This is a genomic window from Streptomyces sp. NPDC054796 (assembly GCF_053611545.1).
This window is the reverse complement of record NZ_JBSHAO010000032.1, coordinates 58577-79980: the sequence shown is the minus strand read 5'-3', so window position 1 is coordinate 79980 and position 21404 is coordinate 58577. Positions and strand designations below refer to the sequence as shown.

The following is a 21404-nucleotide window of genomic DNA, read 5'->3' as shown; positions in this document are numbered from 1 at the left end:
CGATATCCACCGGAGGCAACGCCGCCTCCACCCTGCGCCCACCGCGTCACAGCGCCCGGGCCGCGGCTGGTCGTTTCTCGCGGCGCTGCGTCGAACCCGAGCGGTCACCCCGCGTGCCTCGCGTTCCTCGCCGCGCCTCCGCCACACCCGACGTCACGCAACGGCGCGCGACAGGAGCCAGAGGACATGCAGACCAAGCTGGATGAAGCAAAGGCCGAGCGGCTGACGGAGGCCGCTCGGGTAGCTGAGCAAAGCCCCGCCGGGGGGAACCACCCGGTGGAGGGCCTTGAGAACGGCGCCCTTGAGGCGTTTCTCCAGCGCTACTACCTCCACACCGCGCCCGAGGACCTCGCGGACCGCGATCCGGTCGACATTCTCGGAGCGGCGCTCGCGCACTACCGGCTCGCCCAGGAGCGTCCCCAGGGGACGGCCAATGTGCGGGTCTACACGCCGACCGTCGACGAGAACGGCTGGACCTGCACGCACACCGTCGTCGAGATCGTCACCGACGACATGCCCTTCCTGGTCGACTCGGTCACCAACGACCTGTCCCACAAGGGCCGCGGCATCCACGCCGTCATCCACCCGCAGGTCGTCGTCCGCCGCGATGTGACGGGCAAGCTGCTGGAGGTGCTGGACGCCGGGCTGGACCCGTACGAGCCCGCCGGCGCGCGCACCCGTAAGGAGCTGCCGCACGACGCGGTCACCGAGTCGTGGATCCATGTCGAGATCGACAGGGAGACCGACAGGGACGATCTGAAGCAGATCAACTCCGATCTCCTGCGCATCCTCTCGGACGTGCGGGAGGCCGTCGAGGACTGGCAGAAGATGCGCGGCGCCGCCACCCGCATCGCCGACGAGCTGACGGACGAGCCCCTCCCCGCCGACCTGCCCGACCAGGAGGCAGAGGAGGCCCGCGAGCTGCTGCGCTGGCTCGCCGACGACCACTTCACCTTCCTGGGCTACCGCGAGTACGAGCTGTCCAAGGAGCCCAGCGACGAGGAGCTGGCCCTCGCGCCCGTCCCCGGCACGGGCCTGGGCGTGCTGCGCTCCGACCCGCACCACACCGACACCGACGCCGAGGGCCACCCGGTCTCGCCGTCCTTCAACCGGCTGCCTGCCGACGCGCGCGCCAAGGCCCGCGAGCACCGGCTCCTGGTGCTGACGAAGGCCAACAGCCGCTCCACGGTGCACCGTTCCTCGTACCTCGACTACGTCGGCGTGAAGAAGTTCGACGCCGAGGGCAACGTCGTCGGGGAGCGCCGCTTCCTGGGGCTCTTCTCGTCGGCCGCGTACACCGAGTCCGTCCGCCGCGTGCCCGTCATCCGCCGCAAGGTGGAGGAGGTGCTCGCCTCGGCGGGCTTCACCCCTGACAGCCACGCGGGCCGCGATCTGCTCCAGATCCTGGAGACGTACCCGCGCGACGAGCTGTTCCAGACCCCCGTCGACCAGTTGCGGTCCATCGTCACCTCCGTCCTCTACCTCCAGGAGCGCCGCAAGCTGCGGCTGTACCTGCGGCGCGACGAGTACGGGCGGTACTACTCCGCGCTGGTCTACCTCCCCCGCGACCGCTACACCACGGCGGTCCGGCTGCGGCTGACGGAGATCCTCGCCGAAGAACTGGGCGGCTCCAGCGTCGACTACACGGCGTGGAACACCGAATCGGTGCTCTCCCGGCTGCACTTCGTCATCCGGGTGCCCGCGGGCGCGCGGCTGCCCGAGCTGACGGACGCCGACACCGAGCGGATCGAGGCCCGTCTCGCCGAGGCGGCCCGCTCCTGGGCGGACGGTTTCGCGGAGGCGCTGGTCGCCGAGTTCGGCGAGGAGCAGGCGGCCGAGCTGAGCCACCGCTACGGCGCCACCGCCTTCCCCGAGGGCTACAAGGCGGACTTCCCGCCGCGCGCAGCGGTCGCCGACCTCCAGCACATCGAGCGGCTGGGCAAGAAGGGCGACGGCGAGGGCCACGACGGGGGTGACGACGGTGAGGGGTCCGACTTCTCGCTGAGCCTGTACGAGCCGGTCGGCGCCGCCGCCGGAGAGCGCCGCTTCAAGATCTACCGCACGGGCCGCCCCGTCTCGCTCTCCTCGATCCTCCCCATCCTCCAGTCCATGGGCGTCGAGGTCGTCGACGAGCGCCCCTACGAGCTGCGCTGCTCCGACCGCAGCAAGGCGTGGATCTACGACTTCGGGCTGCGGCTGCCCGTGGCGCCCGCGAAGACCACGGCGCACGACCTCGGCGAGGACGCGCGCGAGCGCTTCCAGGAGACCTTCGCCGCGGTGTGGACGGGCCAGGCCGAGAACGACGGCCTCAACTCCCTCGTCCTGTCCGCCGGGCTGACGTGGCGGCAGGCGATGGTGCTGCGCGCCTACGCGAAGTACCTGCGGCAGGCGGGCGCCACGTACAGCCAGACGTACATGGAGGACACCCTCCGGCACAACGTGCACACCACGCGGCTGCTGGTGAGCCTCTTCGAGGCGCGCATGTCGCCGCGCCGCGCGGGCGCCGGGCACGAGCTGACCGACGGCATCCAGGAGGAACTGGACGGCGCCCTGGATCTGGTGGCCAGCCTGGACGAGGACCGCATCCTGCGCTCGTTCCTCACGGTCATCAAGGCGACGCTGCGCACGAACTACTTCCAGAAGGACAGCGCGGGCGGCCCGCACACCTACGTCTCGATGAAGCTGGACCCGCAGGCGATCCCCGATCTGCCCGCGCCCAGGCCCGAGTACGAGATCTGGGTGTACTCGCCGCGCGTCGAGGGCGTGCACCTGCGCTTCGGGAAGGTCGCGCGCGGCGGTCTGCGCTGGTCCGACCGGCGTGAGGACTTCCGCACGGAGATCCTGGGCCTGGTCAAGGCGCAGGAGGTCAAGAACACGGTCATCGTGCCCGTCGGCGCCAAGGGCGGCTTCGTCGGCAAGCAGCTGCCCGACCCGGCCGTGGACCGCGACGCCTGGCAGGCCGAGGGCATCGCCTGCTACAAGACGTTCATCTCCGGGCTGCTGGACATCACGGACAACCTCGTGAACGGCGAGGTCGTCCCGCCCGAGGACGTGGTGCGGCGCGACGGCGACGACACCTACCTCGTCGTCGCGGCCGACAAGGGGACGGCGACGTTCTCGGACATCGCCAACGAGGTCGCCGTCGCCTACGGCTTCTGGCTGGGCGACGCCTTCGCCTCCGGAGGCTCGGCGGGCTACGACCACAAGGGCATGGGCATCACGGCGCGCGGCGCCTGGGAGTCCGTGAAACGGCACTTCAGGGAGCTGGGCCACGACACCCAGACGCAGGACTTCACGGCCGTGGGCGTCGGCGACATGTCGGGCGATGTGTTCGGCAACGGCATGCTGCTCTCGGAGCACATCCGGCTGGTCGCGGCCTTCGACCACCGGCACATCTTCCTCGACCCCGACCCGGACGCGGCCACCTCGTACGCCGAGCGGCGCCGCCTGTTCGAGCTGCCGCGCAGCTCCTGGGCGGACTACGACAAGGAGCTGATCTCGGCGGGCGGCGGCATCCACCCGCGCAGCGCCAAGTCCGTGCCCGTCACCTCGCAGGTCCGCGCGGCCCTCGGCATCGACGCGGGCGTCACCAAGATGACCCCGGCCGAGCTGATGAAGGCCATCCTGAGCGCGCCCGTCGACCTGCTGTGGAACGGCGGCATCGGCACCTACGTGAAGGCGTCGACGGAGATCCACGCGGACGCCGGTGACAAGGCGAACGACGCCATCCGCGTCGACGGCCAGGACCTGCGCGTCAAGGTCGTCGGAGAGGGCGGCAACCTGGGGCTGACGCAGCTCGGCCGGATCGAGTTCGCGCGCAAGGGCGGCAGGGTCAACACCGACGCGATCGACAACAGCGCGGGTGTGGACACCTCCGACCACGAGGTGAACATCAAGATCCTGCTCAACGCGGTCGTGGCCAACGGCGACATGACCGTCAAGCAGCGCAACGCGCTGCTGGCCGAGATGACCGACGAGGTCGGCGAGCTGGTCCTGCGGAACAACTACGCGCAGAACGTCGCCCTGGCCAACTCCATCGAGGGCGCGCCCAGCCTCCTGCACGCACACCAGCGGTACATGCGCCGCCTGGTCAAGGAGGGCAAGCTCGACCGCGGCCTGGAGTTCCTGCCCTCGGACAAGCTGATCAGGGAGCGGCTGACCAACGGGCAGGGCCTGACGCAGCCCGAGCTGGCGGTGCTGCTCGCGTACACCAAGATCACGATCACCGACGAGCTGGTCGGCACGGGCCTGCCGGACGACCCGTATCTGCGCGGCCTCGCCCACGCCTACTTCCCCAGGGCGCTCCAGGAACGGTTCGCCGACGAGATCGACCAGCACGCGCTGCGCCGCGAGATCGTGACGACGCTGCTGGTCAACGACACGGTGAACACGGGCGGCAGCACCTTCCTGCACCGCATGAAGGAGGAGTCGGGCGCCTCGACGGAGGAGATCGTAAGGGCGCACACGGCGGCCCGCGCGATCTTCGGCATCGGTGCCATCTGGGACGAGGTCGAGGGGCTCGACAACCAGGTCCCGGCCGACGTGCTCACCAGCATCCGGCTCCACTCGCGCCGCCTCGTGGAGCGGGGCACGCGCTGGCTGCTCAACAACCGGCCGCAGCCGTTGCAGCTCGCGGAGACCATCGAGCTGTTCGGCGAGCGGGTGCGGACGGTCTGGGACCAGCTGCCCGGGCTCCTCAAGGGCGACGACCTCAAGTGGCACCAGCAGATCCTGGACCGGCTGGAGGGCGCGGGCGTCCCGTCCGGGCTGGCGCTGAAGGTGGCGGGCTTCTCGGCCGCCTTCCCAGCGCTGGACGTGGTCGCGGTCGCGGAGCGTACGGGCGTCGAGCTGATGGACGTCGCCGCCGTCTACTACGACCTCGGCGACCGCCTCGGCATCACCCAGCTCCAGGAGCGGGTGAGCGAGCTGCCGCGCAACGACCGCTGGCAGTCGATGGCGCGCGCGGCCATCCGCGAGGACCTGTACGCGGCGCACCAGCTCATCGCGGCCGACGTGCTGTCCGAGGGCAGCGGCGCCTCGACGCCCGAGCAGCGGTACGAGGCGTGGGAGGAGAAGACCTCCACGATCCTCTCCCGTGCGCGGGCCACGCTGGAGGAGATCCAGGCGTCGGACACCTTCGACCTGGCGAACCTGTCGGTGGCCATGCGGACGATGCGGACGCTGCTGCGCAGCAACCGCTGAGCGGCGCTCGCTGAGCGGCAGCCGCTGAGCGGGCTTCGCCGAGCTGACGAGGGTGCCCCCGGAACGCATCGTTCCGGGGGCACCCTCATATGCGGAGGCGGGTGGGGGTCAGGTGCTGGGAACGCGTTCCGCTTCCGCTTCGGCCGCTTCCCGTACGCCCTCCACGGTGACCCCGCGCAGCCGTGGCGCGCTGAGCCAGCCGCAGGTGTTCAGCCGGAGCAGCACGTCCCAGGTGCCGGGCGCGAGCGGGCCGCCCTGGTCGGCGGTGGCCGGGTCGATGGTGAACTCGGCCTCGTAGCACAGGGCGCGGCCCTGCCCGTTCCGGCTCGGCGGCGCTTCCTCGTCCGGCGGGCTCGTCAGGCCCAGGCGGCGTGCCGCGCGCGCCAGGAGCCCGGCGGGCCCGGGTGCCTCGGGCGCTGCGGTCGCTGCGGCGTCCGGGTCGGCCTCGTCGGGGCCGAGGGGGAGTTCGACGAGGCGCGAGGTGCCGTGCACGGCGATCTCGGTCCTGTCCTCGCGGTGCCGCAGCAGCCCCGTCGCCTTGCCGTGCCGCACCTCGTCGGTGAAGTCGGCGGCCTCGGGGACCCCGGGGACGGCGGTCAGCGCGTGCGGCAGCCTCCAGTGGAAGCCGCCCTCGCCGCCCTCGGTGTCCCTGGTGTCCTCCGCGTCGCGCGTGAAGACGACGGGCGCTGCGGGCCGGTCGGCGACGGCCCGGTGCATCAGCCGCGTGCGCGCCTTCACGGTGAGCAGGGGACCGTCCCACTCGGCCGAGATCAGCCGCGGCAGATGGTCGATGTTCGCTTCAAAGACGGCGAAGTCCTCCAGCAGCGACAGATCCCCGTGCCGGGCGAGCGCCGACAGGACCCGCAGCCGCGCGGGGAGGTGCGCGTCGGCCTCCGGGGGCAGGTCGGCGGCCAGGGAGCTGACGGCGCCGAACCACGCGTCGCGGTAGTCGCCCGGCTGCATCAGCAGGCCCTTGCCGGTGAGGCGCCGCAGCGCCTTGTTGCCGTACCAGTTGGCGAGCAGCCGCTCGCGCAGCGGGCCAGGGGGGACGTGGGTGTCGGGCGCGTCGAGCACGGCGAGCACCCGGCGGATGCTGTCGACGTAGGGGGCGGGCTCTATGCGCTGATAGCTGATGTTGTGGAGGCCGTCGCGGTGCCGCACCCAGTGGTAGCAGGTGTAGTCGTGGACGGTGGCCACGCCCGACGCCAGCAGATAGGCGCGGAGCATGAAGAGGTGGTCCTCCAGGCGCACCCTGCCTTCGGCGAACCGCAGCGCGTGGTCCGTCAGGAAGGCGCGGCGGAAGAGCTTGTGCACGGTCATCGACCCGGCGAGGACGGTGTCCTTGCGGAAGTCGCCGTGCGCCATGGGCTTGGCGAAGGGGGCTCGCGGGGCGCCTCTGCCGTGGCCCGCCATGCGGCCGATGACGATGTCGGCGCCGGTCTCCCGCGCCCGCGCGTACAGCTTCTCCAGCGCCTTGGGGGCGAGCCAGTCGTCGTCGTCCAGGTAGTGCACATACTCGCCGCGCGCGGCGTCGGTACCTATGTTGCGGGGGCGGCCCGGCCAGCCGGAGTTCGTGGTGCGTATGAGCCGCATATGGGGCTCGTCCGCGAGGGCCGACTCCAGTAGCGCGGCGGTGTCGTCCGTCGAACCGTCGTCCACGTAGAGGACCTCGAAGTCCTCGCGGTCCATGGACTGTTCGCGCAGCGACCGCAGCCCGTCCAGAACAGTGCGTCCCGTGTTGTACGTGGGGACGACCACGCTCACCTTGAGAGGCCGGTTCATATGAGCCCCTGGGGCGGGTGGTGGGGCACGGGGTGACGGGGCGCACGGGATGCGGGGGCGGGGGCGAGCGCGGCTTGGGCGGCGGTCTGCACGGGGGTCCTCCAGGCGTACGCGTGTCCGGTATATGGCGTATGGAAATGCTAGAGGCGTGTGACCTGAATGTCGCGATCGGAGGGGGTGCCGCGGCGCGCGTGAGACGTGCGATGCGCGTGGGGCCCGCGCCGCGCAGGGGCCCCGGGGTGCTGCCCCGCGTCCCCGGAACGGCCCAGTGCCGCGCGGCACCCGCCCGCTTCCGGGCATACGGTGATCATTCCGGCACGCTCCGTACATGCGCCCTGGTCCCGGGGCCGGGAAGGTGTGACGTTGGAGAAGAACGGACCCACGAGCGGCCCGGTGATGCCCTTCGAGAGCCGGCTGGCAGCGCCCGTCGTCGCGCTGCCGCTGCTGGCCGCCGCCTGTCTGCTCCAGCTGCTCGGCATCGTGCTCGCGGCTGCGGCGCCGGTCGCGGCCGGCGCGCTGCTCGCGGTGCTGCTCGAAGTGCTCCTGCTCCGCAGGCGATGGCGCGGCCTGGGCAGAAGGCTGGGCCGCATCCAGCTCAGCGCCACCGTGCGGCACCTGGTGCGCGACGGGCTGCTGCTCGTCGGGCTGGCACGGCTGGACGCCCTGCACCCCGTGGTCGAGGGGGTCCCGCTGCTGGCCGCGATGCTCGGCTACTGGGGGCTGCACTTCGTGTGCCAGGCCGTCGCGGGCCGGGTACGGCTCTCGCGCAGGCTGCCCGTCGTCACCCGCAACATCGACGCCTCCGCGCTCAACCTCACCCCCGCGCCGCCCGCGCTCTTCGGGCGGCAGAGCACGCTGCGGCTCGCCGGTGTCGGCCTGCTGACCACGGCGGGGATGGCCGCCACAGCGCTGACGGGGTACGCGCTGTGGGGCGCGCTGGCGGCCGGGGTGTGCTGTGTGGCGCTGCTGGCCGGGGTGGGGCACCTGGCGGGCTGGCTGCTGCCCTCGCGCCGTCCCGTGGGGGAGGCGGAGGCGCTGGCGTGGCTGGACGCGTGGCTGGCGGAGTACCGGCCGACCATCGGCATGTACTTCTCCGGCGGCACCGCCTCCGCCTACCAGGCCAACATGTGGCTCTCCACGCTCGCCGAGCTGGACGGGCGCCCTGTCATCGTGCTCCGTGAGCGCTTCATGGTGCAGAAGCTGGACGCGACGGACATCCCCGTGCTGTGCGTCCCCCGCGTCGCCCATCTGATGCGGCTGGAGCACTCGACGCTGCGCGTGCTGCTCCACCCGGCGAACTCGGGCAAGACCTCACAGGTTCTGCGCATCCCCACGATCAAACACGCCTTCATCAACCACGGCGAGAGCGACAAGCTCTCCTCCTGCAACCCGTACGCGAAGGCGTACGACGAGGTGTGGGTCGCGGGTGCCGCGGCACGCGAGCGCTACCAGTCGGCCGACATCGGCGTGGAGGACAAGGACGTCGTCGAGGTCGGCCGCCCCCAGCTCGCGCCCATTCACCCGTACGAAGGACCTCCGGCGCCGGGTGGGACGACCACGGTGCTCTACGCGCCGACCTGGGAGGGCTGGACCGACGACCCGGGCAACACCTCGGTCGTGCTGGCCGGTGAGGCGATCGTCCGCGCCCTGCTCGCCGACCCCGCCGTACGGCTGCTCTATAAGCCGCACCCCATGACCGGCTCCGTCGACCCGCGCGCCGCCGAGGCCGACCAGCGCATCCGGGAACTGGTGCGCGAGGCGAGCGCCGCGCGCGCCGCGGAACGGGGCGAGCGGGACGGGGGAGCCGGGGAGGAGGCGGCGGAGCTGGAGCGGCGCCGCGCCGAGCTGGAGGCGCTGACCACGTGCGCCTTCCGCCGGGGCGCCGACGAGGCCGAGCGGATGCTGCTCCAGGGCGCGCCCAGGGGCAGCCGCACCGCGCGCGTGGAGGAGGCCACCCAAGCCTGGGAGGAGGCGTACTGGGCCTCGTTCCCCGAGTGGGAGCACCGCGTCGTCACGGGGCGCAGGCCCGGCATCTACGCCTGCTTCAACCGGACGCACCTGCTCGTCTCCGACGTCTCCTCCGTGGTCTCCGACTTCCTCGCGAGCCAGAAGCCGTACGCCGTGGTCAACACCAGCGGACTGAGCGAGGCCGACTTCAAGGCCGGGTACCCGACCGTGCGGGCCGCCACGATCCTCTCCCCCGACGCGTCCGGGGTGCCCGCGCTGCTGGAGTCGGTCAGGCACCCTTCGGCTGACACCCTCGCCCAGGCGCGCAAGGAGCTGAAGACGCACCTCCTCGGCCCCTCGGAGCCGCCCTCCCTCGTCCGCTTCAACCAGGCGGCGCTCGCCCTCGGGGCGCAGGCCGAGGCGCGCAACGCGCGGCAGACGAACGGGCACGCGGCGCGCCTCGCCGAGGCCGAGGCGGTGGGCAGGGAGGCCAGGGACGACGCCGAACTCGTCGGCCGTCAGGCCCTGGCCGACGCGCTCGGCGACGAGGAGGGGCTCTGCCCCTGACGCGGTGAGGACGGGTGGCCCTGGGCCGGGCGGCCCCCGGTCTGGTGGCCGCCGGTCTGGTGGGGCGTCCGCTCGGCCGGTGCCTGCTCGGGCATGGTGTCCGCCGTCTGCGGCTCCTCCTCCGGGACGGGCTGGAGGGCGAGCGCCAGGTCGTTGTTGACGGAGAAGTACGCGCGGACCCCCGTACCGCTGTCGCCGAGTCGCGCCCGGGGCAGCACGTCCGTCTTCTTGCGGGCCGCGAGGTCGTCCAGCAGCCGCGCGAGGCGCACCGCGGCCGCGTCCTGGCCGCCGGGGCGCAGCCACAGGTCCCAGACCGCGTCGCCGGAACCGGAGTCCAGGGCGCCGGGAAGGTCGTAGGGCAGCTCGAAGGCGACCGACGGCGGCCCGTCGGCGCCGTCCGCCGCGCTCGTGACGCTCACCGGCACCTCGAAGCCGCGCTCCTTGTCCGTCCGCGCGACGGCCAGCACGGCCGCCTCCCTGAGCGCTTCGGGGTGCCCGGCAGCGCCGTACAGCAGGGCCTCCACGTGGAAGGCTTCCCGCCCCAGGGCGATCGAGGTGACCTCGGCGTGGCCCTGGCGGCGCCAGGTGCGCAGGGCGAGATAGCCGTCGGCGGTGGTGTACGGGATCCAGGGCGCCACGGCCCCGTCCTCGTCGAGCGGCACGGGCAGGGACAGCAGCCGCGCCGTCTCGACGAGGTCGGCGCGCACGCGCTTGCGCTTCCCGTCCCGTTCCCGCTCCACGTAGAGGTCCCAGCGGGCCTCGGCGAGGCGGTGGCCCGAGCGGTCGAGGCGGGTCTCGGTCCAGCCGTCGACGGCGGCGCCGCGCGGGGGGAGCGGGACGCGGACGGTCTCCGTCCTGGCGCCGTGCCGGGTGCGCAGCAGCAGTGCGGCGCCGTCCTCGGGGAGCCGCTTGGCGCGCAGCCTGACCACGACCGAGCCGTCGGCGGCGACGCGCACATGGGCCTGCGGGCGGGGCAGCGAGGCCGGGGCCTTGCGGGGCACGGGCCGCTGCCCGCGCAGCAGCCGCCGCACGGGGCGCAGGAGGGGGGCGAGGCGGCGGCGCAGGGAGGGGCGGAGGAGACGGCGCAGAAGGCGCCGCAGGGACGGACGGCCGCGGCGCTTCCCGCCGGGGCGCTTCCCCTTGCCGCCCGCGCCACCGGACGCGCCGGGCCTGTCGCCCGCGCCGGACCCGTCGCCCGCGCCGGACGACGCGCCCGCCCCGTCGGACCCCGTGACCGTGGACGTGGCCGCGCCCGCGTCCGCGCCCTCCGGAGGCTGCGCCTGCCGCGCGCCCCTGGCGGGACGGGCTGCGGCCAGCACGGGCCGCTCGGCCAGCAGCTTCCCGATGAGCTGCTCGTACTCGGCGGCGACGCGGTCCGGCGCGTACCGCGCGGCCTTCAGCAGCGCTGCCTGGCCCATGCGGCGGCGCAGGTCCGGGCTCTCGACGAGCTGGAGCAGCGCGTCCGCGTAGGCGCGCACAGTGAACGATTCCTCGTCCGCCAGCGGCGCGAGGAGACCGTCCTTGCCGTTGGTGAGGATCTCGCCAGGACCGTACGGGCAGTCCGTGCTGACGACCGGGACCCCGCAGTGCATGGCCTCGACGAGGGTCATCCCGAAGGACTCTGCGTCGGAGGAGACGGCGGCGATGGCGCCCTTGGCCCACTCCGGCTCGATGGGGGAGTGCGCGCCCATGAGGAAGGCGCGGTCGGACAGGCCGAGGCTGTCGATGTGGGCGCGCAGCGCGGGCTGGCGCTTGCCGCGCCCGTAGAGCCGCAGTTTCCAGTCGGGGTGCTTCTCGGAGACGAGCGCGAAGGCGTTGAGCAGCCGGTCGTAGCGCTTGATCTTGATCAGCCGCCCGGCGGCGACGATCAGCTTGCTCTCGCCGTCCGACGGCTCGATGTCGGCCGCCGGAACGGCGTTGGGGACGCAGACGACGCGGACGCCGGTGCCCTCGTCGTTCTCGTCCCTGGCGCCCAGCGCCTCGCGGTAGTGGGCGGCGTCGGCGTAGGAGACGGTGACGAAGGCGTCGAGCCGTCTGATCGCGGCGTCCTGGTGGCTGCGCACGTGCTCGACGTGCATCTCGCGGGTGAGGTGCTCCTGGCCGATGCGCACGTACCGGTCGCTGCCGTAGGCGGCGAGGTAGTCGTTGAGCTTGGGCCGGGTGGCGATCACGACGTCGGCGTCGGTCCGGTGCAGGTAGTCGCGGATCCGCTGGTCGCCGAGGTGGGTGGCGATGCCGCGCTCGAAGTGGTCGGTGCCCTCGGTGAAGCGTCTGCTGGGCCGGTGGAAGAGGGGGTCGTCGCCGTCGTAGTCCCGGGAGTCCTTGCGCAGGTCGAGGAGCGGGATCAGCTTGACCCTGGGGTCGAAGGGGAGGGCGGGCTTCTCCGTGTTCCGGCGGAGGCTGGCGACCTCGACGGTGTGGCGGTCGGCGAGTGCCCGGGAGAGGTTCACCGTTGACCGGATCGTTCCGCCGATGCCGTAGGCGTTGTCCAGCAGGAAGGCGATCTTCATCTGCTCCAGCTTCCTCACAGAGTGCGACTCGGAAGACGCGGTCATAATGCCCCACATCGTGAATATTGTTCCGTTATGTAGTGAATGCCGCGACAGGGGTTGACGAGGGCTCGACGCGCAACGCGGTCAGGTGATATGGGCTAAGAGAACGTCGTATGTCCCTCTTTCGGGGGTGCGGCGGCATGGCCCACCCCGTGACGCGGAGGGCGCGCCTACGGTCTGGTCAATGTCCTCAGCCACGCTCGGCCGCACCGACCGGTCCGATCACACCGACCGCACCGTGGCCGCGGCCCAGGCCGGAGCCGGGGCCGAAGGTGCCGCCCGTGATCCCTTCCTTGACAACGCCAAGTTCCTGCTGGTGGTTCTGGTCGTCATTGGTCACGGATGGGGACCGATCTCCGACGAGATGCGCGGTCTCAAGACGCTCTATCTCGTCGTCTACGCCTTCCACATGCCGGTCTTCGTCTTCCTCTGCGGCTATTTCTCGCGGGGCTTCACCGGCCGCCCCGAGCAGATCAGGAAGCTGGTCGCCGGGGTCCTGCTGCCGTATCTGGTCTTCGAGACGGTCTACGCGGGGCTGTACGCGCTGCTGTGGGACGACCCGTTCCCCGTCTCCCCGAGCGACCCCCTCTACCTGTGCTGGTTCCTGCTGGCGCTCTTCCTCTGGCGGCTGACCGCGCCCCTGTGGCGCGCCGTGCGCTGGCCCGTCGCCGTCGCCGCCGTGATCTCGGTGGCCGCCGGGGCGCTGGACGTCGGCTACGAGCTGGGGCTCGCCCGCGTGCTGATGTTCCTGCCGTGGTTCGTGCTCGGGCTGCGGACGCGGCGCGAGCACCTGCGGCCCCTGCGCTGCGCGGCGGCCCGCCGCCTGGCCCTGCCCGTGCTGGTGACCGCCGTCGCCGGGGCCTGGTGCGTGGCCCCGTACGTCAGCACGGGCTGGCTGCTGATGCAGCACGGCGCCGCTGACCTGGGGGTGCCCGACGTGGTCTACGTCCCCATGCGGCTCGCCCTGTTCGCGGTCAGCGCCGTCGTGGGCGCCGCCTTCCTCGCCCTCGTGCCGGGGCGCCGCGCGGGCTTCACGGCGCTGGGCGCGGCGACGATGTACCCGTTCCTGCTGCACGGGCTCGTGATCAAGACCTTCGAGGGTGCCGGGGGCTACGACGTCATCCTCTCGGGTGGTCTTCTGGCGGGCGCCGTGTTGACGGTCGCGACGACGGCGCTCGCGCTCGGCCTCTACGCCCCTCCCGTACGCCGCGTGCTGCGGCCCGTCGTCGAGCCCCGGTTTCCCCGGTGGCTGGAACCGGACGCGGAGCGGGGCGGCAGGCGGGACGCGGCGCGGGGGAGCCCGGACGTCGAGCGGGGCGGGGGAGGGGCAGGTGAACGGACCGGTGAACGGGCCGGGGAGCGCCGCCGTTCGTCACCCGTACGGACGAATCCGGCGACGGATGCCGGCCCGTCCAACACGAGCTGAACCCTCAGTGGACGCCCCGAGGCGCCTGGCGGAAGCCCTTTCCGGCCACCGGCCAACGGGATGCGCCACCCCGCGACGCCGCCGTATACAGGATGGCCAGATGCTCCGCCGTCCGAGGAGAAGCGCTCCGCATGACTCCCGCAGCAACTGCAAACGCCACCGCCGCCTCCACCACCTCGTCGGCCGGGGACCTGCCGCAGCCGCGGTCCTTCTACGAGGTGCCCGGCTGGTTCTACAACTCCGACGTCGTCCTGTTCGACTGGTTCCTCGGCCGCCAGTGGCGGCGGGAGCAGCGGGGCGACCTGCTGGAGATGGGCGCGTACATGGGCAAGAGCGCCGTGATGATGCGCGCCTACCTGCGCGAGGAGGAGACCTTCACCGTCTGCGACCTCTTCGACTCCGAGGAGGCCCCCAGTGAGCACAACGAGCGCGAGATGCGCGGCTCCTACGCGTCGCTGACCCGCCGTGCCTTCGAGGCCAACTTCCTCGCGTTCCACGACGAGCTGCCGCGCATCATCCAGGCCCCGACCTCCGTGGTCCCCGACGAGGTCGAGGCGGACAGCTGCCGCTTTGTGCACGTCGACGCGTCGCACATGTACGAGCACGTGCACCAGGACATCGCCTCGGCCCGCGACGTGCTCACGGACAGCGGCGTCGTCGTCCTCGACGACTTCCGCTCCGAGCACACGCCCGGCGTCGCCTGCGCGGCCTGGCAGGCGGTGCTGGAGGGCGGTCTGAAGCCGGTCTGCGTCAGCGGCCAGAAGCTCTACGGGACGTGGGGCGAGCACGCGGCCGACCTCCAGGAGGAGCTGCACGCGGAGCTGCGCGAGCGCGGCGACTGCTGGCTCCAGTGGCAGGAGGTCGCCGGGCAGCCGCTGCTGCTGGTCGGCGGGCGCAAGGCGGAGCCCCCGCGGGTCCCGGCCTCGCGCCACGAGCGGCGCGGCGGACGCGGCGGCGGGAGCCGCCCCGGGGGCCCCGGCGGCGCTGGAGGCCCCGCGGGCGCCCAGCGCCCCGTGGGCTCCCCCCGGCTGCGGCGGATCGCCCGCGACCTCCTCCCGCCCCTCGTCGCCCGCCCCCTCGCCCGCGCGCTGCGGTCCGGGCGGCGCGGCTGACGCGGGCCGACGACGGGCCACGGCCCCGGCCGACGGAAGCCGACGGCGGCTGACGCGGCCGACAACGAAGGAGAGCCACCGTGACGTACCGCAGCATGCCCGGCGCGCAGGTCGCCGACGACGCCGAGATCGGCGCGGGGACCACCGTGTGGGAACTGGCGCAGATCCGCGAGCACGCGAGGCTCGGGGAGGACTGCGTGATCGGCCGGGGCGCCTATGTGGGCCCCGGCGTGCTGATCGGGCGCCGCGTCAAGCTCCAGAACCACGCCCTCGTCTACGAACCGGCCCGCCTGGGCGACGGCGTCTTCGTCGGCCCCGCCGTGGTCCTCACCAACGACCGCAACCCCCGCTCCGTCGACCCCGAGGGCGGCCTGAAGCGGGCGGGGGACTGGGAGGCGGTGGGCGTGACCGTCGAGGAGGGCGCCTCGCTGGGGGCGCGCTGCGTGTGTGTGGCGCCCCTGCGGATCGGCCGCTGGGCCATGGTCGCGGCGGGCGCCGTGGTCACGGCCGACGTCCCCGATTTCGCGCTCGTGGTCGGGGTGCCCGCGCGCCGCGTCGGCTGGGTCGGCCGCGCGGGGGAGCGGCTGCGCGAGCGTCCGGGGCACCCGGGCGTGTGGGAGTGCCCGGAGACCGGCACGGTCTACGAGGAGTCGGGCGGCACGCTGACGGAACGGGCGGGCTGACGGAACGGGCGGGTTCACGGGCCGGGCGCGTCGGAAGAACTCGGAAGAACGCAGCCGCGCCGCGCGAGCCCGGGCACCCCGGTCGGGCGAACCGTGTGGGCGAGGCGGGTGAATTGTCGTACCGGAGTGCAAGGTCCTACGGGATTGCGGGTTGACATAAGGCGTACAGCCGTACTGGCCGTACCAGTCGTACCGGCTGCGTCGGCCGTATCCGCCGTGAACCCAAAGGACACCGCTATGCAGGGCTTGCACCACGACATGATCCCGCCTGCCAGCCCGGTGATCGGGGACGAGGAGATCGAGGCCGCCGTGCGCGTGCTGCGCGACGGGCGGGTCGTCCAGGGGCCGGAGGTCGCCGCGTTCGAGGAGGAGTTCGCCGAGGTCACGGGCGGGCGCGAGTGCGTCGCCGTCAACTCGGGCACCTCCGCGCTGCACCTGGCGCTGCTCGCGCTGGGCATCGGCCCAGGGGACGAGGTCGTCGTCCCCTCCTTCTCCTTCGCGGCGACCGCGAACGCCGTGCGCCTCGCGGGCGCCGAGCCCGTGTTCGCGGAGATCGACCCCGACACGTTCTGCCTCGATCCGGAGGCGGCGGCCTCGGCCATCGGGCCCCGCACGGCCGCGCTGCTGCCCGTGCACCTCTACGGGCATCCGGCCGCCATGGACGCGCTGGTGCCGCTCGCCGAGCGGCACGGGCTCGCGATCGTCGAGGACGCCTGCCAGGCGCACGGCGCGGCGCTGCACGACAAGCCCGTCGGCAGCTTCGGCGCGGCGGCCTGCTTCAGCTTCTATCCGACGAAGAACATGCACTCCCTGGAGGGCGGCATGATCGCCGTCGCGGACGGGCGCCAGGCGCGTACGCTGCGGCTGCTGCGCAACCAGGGCATGGAGCAGCGCTACGTGAACGAGATCGTCGGCGCGAACATGCGGATGACGGATGTGGCGGCGGCCGTCGGCCGCGTCCAGTTGCGCAGGCTCCCCGACGCCACCGAGGCGCGCCGCGCCAACGCCATGGCGCTCGACGGCGCCCTCCACGCGCTGCCCACCCCGAAGGTGGCGCCGGGCGCGCGGCACGTCTACCACCAGTACACGGTGCGGGTGCCGGGCGGCGCGGCCGTGCGGGACGAGCTGGCCCGTGAGCTGGCGGCGCGCGGCGTGGGCAGCGCGGTCTACTACCCGACGCCGATCCACCGCCTCAAGCCCTACGAGGGCTGCGGCGCGCATCTGCCGCTGACCGACCTGGCCTGCGACGAGGTGCTGTCCCTGCCGGTGCACCCCGCGCTGTCCGTGTGCGACATCGCCCGTATCACCGAGGTCGTCAACGGTTCGGCGACCGCCGTGCTCGCGGGTGCGATGGCCACGCCCGACACGTCCGCCAGGAGCACGTCCGACGCGCCCGCAGCCACACCTGTCGCGCCCACGGAAGGCCCCGGCGTCGCGGAGGTGCCCTCGTGACCCGCCAGGCGCTGCGCGCCGGACTCGTCGGGCTCGGCGCCATGGGCCGCAACCACGCGCGCGTGCTGGCCGGGCTCGACGGGGTGGAGCTGATCGGTGCCGTGGACCCGGCGGGCGACCCGAGCGGCAGCCTGCATGGCGCGCCCGTACTGGAGGGGCTGGCGCAACTGCTGGCGCTGCGGCCCGACTACGTGGTCGTGGCCTGCCCCACGGCGCACCACGAGGAGGTCGGCCTCCAGCTCGCCGCCAACGGGGTCTGCGCCCTCATCGAGAAGCCGCTCGCGCACTCGGTGGCCGCCGCCGAGCGCCTGGTCGACGCCTTCGAGGCGCGCGGTCTGGTCGCAGGGGTCGGCCACATCGAGCGCTTCAACCCCGCGCTCCAGCAACTGCGCGGCCGCCTGGAGGCGGGCGAACTCGGCGAGGTCTACCAGGTGGTGACCCGTCGCCAGGGCCCCTTCCCGCACCGCATAGCGGACGTGGGCGTGGTCAAGGACCTGGCCACCCACGACATCGACCTCACGAGCTGGATCACCGGGCGCTCCTACGCGTCGCTGTCCGCGCGCACCCTCTCCAAGAGCGGGCGCCCGCACGAGGACATGGTGGCCGTGGTCGGGGAGCTGGACGACGGCACGATGGTCAGCCATCTCGTCAACTGGCTGAGCCCGCTCAAGGAGCGCTTCACCGCCGTGACGGGGGAGCGCGGCTGCTTCGTCGCGGACACCCTGACGGCCGATCTGAGCTTCCACGCCAACGGCGCCGTCACGACCGAGTGGGAGGCCCTGCGTGCCTTCCGGGGCGTGGCCGAGGGCGACATGATCCGCTACGCCTTCCCGAAGCGGGAGCCGCTGGCCGTGGAGCACGAGCGGTTCAGGGACGCGGTCGCGGGAGTCGCGGGCGAGGACAGCGGGATCGTCACCGCGCGGGAGGGGCTGCGCACGGTGCGGGTCTCGACGGCCGTACTGGAGTCGGCGCGGCTCGGGCTCGTGCTGCCGGGGCACGCCGGGGCCGACGGGTTCGACGGAACCGGCGCGTCCGGCGCGATGGCGGACTGGGCGGCGTGGGACCCGTCGGCCGAGGCCAGGGCCGTCGTCCTGGACGGGCGGCACGACGGCGCGGCGGACGCGGAGGACCCGGTTCCCTGAGCCGGGCGGTCCCCCCACAAGCGGGCGGTTCTCCGGCGGACGGCGCACCGCCTCCGGAGAACCGCCGCCAAGCCCGCCTCCGCCGTCGCCGGAGAACCGGTCGGCCGTCTCAGTCGTCCTGGGCCGCGGCCTCCTCCGCCAGCAGTTCCACGACGAGCTCGGCGGCCGAGCCGTCCCCGTAGGGCGCGTCGGCCGGTGCCTCCGCCGGGGCGCTGCGCACCGCCGTGTCCGCCCAGTCCGTGCCGCCCAGCAGATGCGGGTCGGGCACCAGCGTGTTCCAGCCCTCGGTCAGGGTCTCGGGCCACTCGGTCTCGGTGCGCAGCGTCGTGCAGGCGCGGCCGAGCAGATACGCCTCCTTCTGGAGCCCGCCCGAGTCGGTGACCACCCCGGACGAGCCGAGCACGGCCGCGATCAGCTCCGCGTACGGCAGCGGCCTGCCCACCCGCACCGCGCCCCGCTCCAGCTGCACGCCCTGCTCCTCGGCGCGGGCCAGCAGCCGGGGGTGCGCGGGCAGCACGACGGGCAGCGGCAGTTCGGCCAGCGCTCCGACGAGCGCTTCGAGGCGTCCCGGGGGGTCGGTGTTCTCGGCGCGGTGGAGGGTGGCGACGAGGTACGGCCTGGACGCGTCCACCCCGTCGGGCAGCTCGGGCGCCGGGATGTCACCGGCGAGCACCCGGTCCCGTACGCGCAGGCACACGTCGGCCATCACGTCGCCGGTGAGCCGGGAGCGGTCGGCGAGGCCCTCGGCCGCGAGGTGGCGCATGGCCTCCTTGGTGGGCGCGAGCAGCAGGTCGGCGGTGTGGTCGGTGAGGACGCGGTTGTGCTCCTCGGGCATGCGGCGGTTGAACGAGCGCAGCCCGGCCTCCAGATGGGCCACCCGCAGGTGCTGCTTCACCGCCGCGAGCGCGCCCGCGAGGGTGGAGTTGGTGTCGCCGTAGACGAGGGTCCAGTCGGGCCGCTCCGCCTCCAGCACCGGGTCGAGCGCGCTGAGCGCGGCCCCCGTCTGCGCCCCGTGGCTGCCGGAGCCGACGCCGAGGTGCACGTCGGGGGACGGGATGCCGAGGCCGGTGAAGAAGACGTCGGAGAGGTCCGCGTCGTAGTGCTGTCCGGTGTGCACGATGGTGTGGCTGACGCCGAGCGCGGCGCACGCCTCGGCCATGGGGGCCAGTTTGACGAGTTGGGGGCGGGCGCCGACGACGCTGAGTACCTTCACTTCGGTGAACCGTCCTTGTCGTTCTTGTCGAGTGCGGTGGTGGCGACGAGGGACGGGTGGCGGCGCGCCAGCCGGGCGCCCAGCGCGATGGAGACGGTGTCGGCCGCCACGACGCGGTCCACGGTGGCGAAGTCGATCCGTCCGGCCGTCCGCTGGGCCACCCTCGCCAGCAGCCACGGGCGCAACTGCCGGTAGAGGGGGAGGAAACCCTTCCTGTGCACGGCTCCGGCCGCCCTGCGGTGCGCCCGTTCACCGAGGGCGGTGCCCCGCGCGACGGGTCCGGCCAGCGGGGTACGGGTACGGGTGCGGGTACGGGCCGCGAGCGTTCCGGCCGCCCTGGCCCCGGTCGGCAGGGCGCGCGGCAGGCGGTGGACGAGGGCGCGCTCCAGGCGGGGGATCGGGTGCCGCCGCTCGGCGTCCCGAAGCGTGTGCGTCCGCAATCCCGGCGAGGCGGCGAACCGCTCCCACTCCTCCGGGGCCGTCGTCACCAGCTCGACCTCGGTGCCTTGGTCGAGCAGATGTGCCAGATAGCTCTTGACCCGGCCGCCGACGGGTGTGGCCAGGGCCAGCAGGACGACGCGCCCGTGCGCGGGGCCGGGGGTGGCCGGGCTCATGCCGGGGTCTCCTCGGTGTGCGGGGGACGGTGCGCCGCGACGGAACCGGGGGGTCCGTCGGCGTGCGGGGTGCCGGTGTCGGTGCGGATGCTGGCGCCGGGGCCGTCGGTGCCTGGCGTGTTTCGTCCCGCGAGGGAGCGCAGCCGGGCTTCGAGAGGGGCCAGCAGGGTGTCGCGTACGTACGTGTCGGAGTGCCGCAGCGCGTGCGCGTGGCGTTCGCGGGACGGCGCGAGCGCGGCTCGTCCCGCGGCCAGCAGGGAGCGCGAGACGGACTCGGCGTCCAGCCCCTCGCCCGCGAACCAGAGCGGATAGCCCTCCAGCACCTCGCCCGCCGCGATGCCCGGCAGATGGACGGAGGCGATGGGGCGGCCCGTCGCCATGTACTCGAAGATCTTGCCCGAGGTGACATAGCGGGCGCCGCCCGCGAGGAAGACGAGCACGTCGGCCTCCTCGTAGGCGCGGGAGATCTCGGTCTTGGAGAGCGGGCCGCGCACCCGTACGCCCGTGTCCCTGCTGCCGCCCGGCTCAGCGCTGCTCCCGCCCCCGCCCCCGTTCCCGGCGAGGCGGCCGAGGAGGGGCGTGTGGCTCTGGCGGAAGAAGCCCAGGTGGCCGTGGATGTGCAGTTCGGCGTCGGCGAAGTCCGGGTGGGCGCGCAGCCGCTGGAAGCCCGCCACCATCTCCTCGACGGGCTGCGCGCTGCTGACGGTGCCGACGTAGCTGAAGCGCAGCGGCCGGCGCCGGGCGCCGCCCGAGGGCGGCGCGGGGAGGGCGCGGGCCTCGTCCGAGAGGAGGTCGGCGTCCCAGCCGTTGGGGACGACCATCATGCGGTCCGCGACGTCCGGGTACCGCTCCGCGTGCCAGCCCCGCAGCGCCTCGTTGACGAACACCGACGCACCGGCGGCGCCCAGCACCCTGCGCTCCCACTCCCACGCGGGGTGCCCGGCGGGGAAGGCGGGCTCCTCGGTGAAGAGGTTGAGGGTCCACGAGTCCCGGTAGTCCAGCACGTAGGGGACGCCGGTGAGCCGGTGGAAGGCCCAGGCGGCGGCGAAGGAGGCGAAGGGGTTGCCGGTGGCCAGTACGGCGTCGAAGCGGCCCCGCGTCGCGTGCAGCCGCAGCGCCCTGCGGACGGCGGTGAGCGCCCAGGAGGCGTAGTGCTCGGGGAACAGGTGCCGCATCCCCCAGTCGTAGAGGTCCTGCGCGGCGACCGGGAAGGTGCGCCGGAACGGGCCGTACCGGCGCAGGTCCTTGTCCCACACGAACTGGTTCAGCGACGGCCGCTCCACGCGCACACCGGGAGACACGGTGTCCAGCAGCGCCTCGTCGACGGAGCCCGTCACCTCGTGCAGGAAGGAGAGCGGCGCCGCGCACACGGTGACGTCCCAGCCCCGCGCGTCCAGGTGGTTGGCGGTGGCACGCGCGCGATAGACGCCGCTGGCCCGTGAGGGCGGGAAGTAGAAGGCGAGGTAGAGGACGCGCGGGCGACGGGCACCCCGTGTACGGGGACGGAGCGCGCGGGGCAGGCGGGAGGGAGGGGGCTCGGGGGACACGGGCGGTCTCCGGTACGGGGAGGGTGCGGGGGTACGCGGTGCGGCGGTGGTGCGGGAGGGGGCGGGGCGCGAGGGGCGCGCACCGGATCGCGGAGACGAGACGGAGACGAGGGCGGAGACGAGACGGTGGCGTCGCGGAGGCCGGGGCCCGAGGGCCCGGGACAG

Annotated in this window: 12 protein-coding genes; 7 read left to right on the top strand and 5 right to left on the bottom strand. The window is 73.4% G+C overall.

What is annotated here, in order from left to right; genetic code table 11:
• Positions 1-186: 186 nt before the first annotated feature.
• Positions 187-5202 carry an NAD-glutamate dehydrogenase gene (locus ACWGJ2_RS24970; RefSeq protein ID WP_453348439.1) on the top strand — a complete coding sequence of 1672 codons (5016 nt, stop codon included), beginning with the start codon at positions 187-189 and terminating at the stop codon, positions 5200-5202.
• Positions 5203-5310: 108 nt separating this feature from the next.
• Here ACWGJ2_RS24970 and ACWGJ2_RS24965 read toward each other — a convergent pair whose 3' ends face one another.
• On the bottom strand, positions 5311-6984 hold the full coding sequence (locus ACWGJ2_RS24965; protein ID WP_453348438.1) for a glycosyltransferase family 2 protein: 1674 nt from the start codon (positions 6982-6984) through the stop codon (positions 5311-5313).
• 396 nt (positions 6985-7380) lie between these two features.
• Between ACWGJ2_RS24965 and ACWGJ2_RS24960 the strand changes: the two genes are divergently transcribed.
• Complete coding sequence (locus tag ACWGJ2_RS24960) at positions 7381-9498, top strand: hypothetical protein (RefSeq protein ID WP_453348461.1); 2118 nt, start codon at positions 7381-7383, stop codon at positions 9496-9498.
• On the opposite strand, the gene ACWGJ2_RS24955 is transcribed toward ACWGJ2_RS24960, so the two are convergent.
• On the bottom strand, positions 9450-12053 hold the full coding sequence (locus ACWGJ2_RS24955) for a glycosyltransferase family 4 protein (protein WP_453348437.1): 2604 nt from the start codon (positions 12051-12053) through the stop codon (positions 9450-9452). The two genes, ACWGJ2_RS24960 and ACWGJ2_RS24955, sit on opposite strands and share 49 nt — an antisense overlap.
• A 181-nt stretch (positions 12054-12234) precedes the next feature.
• On the opposite strand from ACWGJ2_RS24955, the gene ACWGJ2_RS24950 reads away from it, so the two are divergent.
• The 5 genes from ACWGJ2_RS24950 to ACWGJ2_RS24930 all read left to right on the top strand — a co-directional run bounded on the left by ACWGJ2_RS24950 (position 12235) and on the right by ACWGJ2_RS24930 (position 17865).
• Positions 12235-13476, top strand: coding sequence for an acyltransferase family protein (locus ACWGJ2_RS24950; RefSeq protein ID WP_453348436.1), 1242 nt, complete (start codon positions 12235-12237; stop codon positions 13474-13476).
• A 131-nt stretch (positions 13477-13607) separates the two neighbouring features.
• Complete coding sequence (locus tag ACWGJ2_RS24945; protein ID WP_453348435.1) at positions 13608-14588, top strand: class I SAM-dependent methyltransferase; 981 nt, start codon at positions 13608-13610, stop codon at positions 14586-14588.
• Positions 14589-14668: 80 nt separating this feature from the next.
• Positions 14669-15271, top strand: coding sequence for a DapH/DapD/GlmU-related protein (locus ACWGJ2_RS24940; RefSeq protein WP_453348434.1), 603 nt, complete (start codon positions 14669-14671; stop codon positions 15269-15271).
• Positions 15272-15508: 237 nt separating this feature from the next.
• The gene (locus ACWGJ2_RS24935; protein WP_453348433.1) at positions 15509-16723 is read left to right on the top strand and encodes a DegT/DnrJ/EryC1/StrS family aminotransferase; all 1215 of its coding nucleotides are present in this window, start codon (positions 15509-15511) and stop codon (positions 16721-16723) included.
• 41 nt (positions 16724-16764) lie between these two features.
• A complete protein-coding gene (locus tag ACWGJ2_RS24930) occupies positions 16765-17865 on the top strand; it encodes a Gfo/Idh/MocA family protein (protein WP_453348460.1) in 1101 nt (366 codons plus the stop codon).
• A 109-nt stretch (positions 17866-17974) separates the two neighbouring features.
• On the opposite strand, the gene wecB is transcribed toward ACWGJ2_RS24930, so the two are convergent.
• From wecB to ACWGJ2_RS24915, 3 genes are read right to left on the bottom strand one after another with little or no spacing between them, the layout of a single operon-like run.
• A complete protein-coding gene (gene wecB / locus ACWGJ2_RS24925) occupies positions 17975-19078 on the bottom strand; it encodes a non-hydrolyzing UDP-N-acetylglucosamine 2-epimerase (RefSeq protein WP_453348432.1) in 1104 nt (367 codons plus the stop codon).
• The gene (locus tag ACWGJ2_RS24920; protein WP_453348431.1) at positions 19075-19692 is read right to left on the bottom strand and encodes a hypothetical protein; all 618 of its coding nucleotides are present in this window, start codon (positions 19690-19692) and stop codon (positions 19075-19077) included. Before ACWGJ2_RS24920 ends, wecB begins: the two co-directional genes overlap by 4 nt.
• A complete protein-coding gene (locus ACWGJ2_RS24915) occupies positions 19689-21239 on the bottom strand; it encodes a glycosyltransferase (protein WP_453348430.1) in 1551 nt (516 codons plus the stop codon). Before ACWGJ2_RS24915 ends, ACWGJ2_RS24920 begins: the two co-directional genes overlap by 4 nt.
• Positions 21240-21404 lie beyond the last annotated feature (165 nt).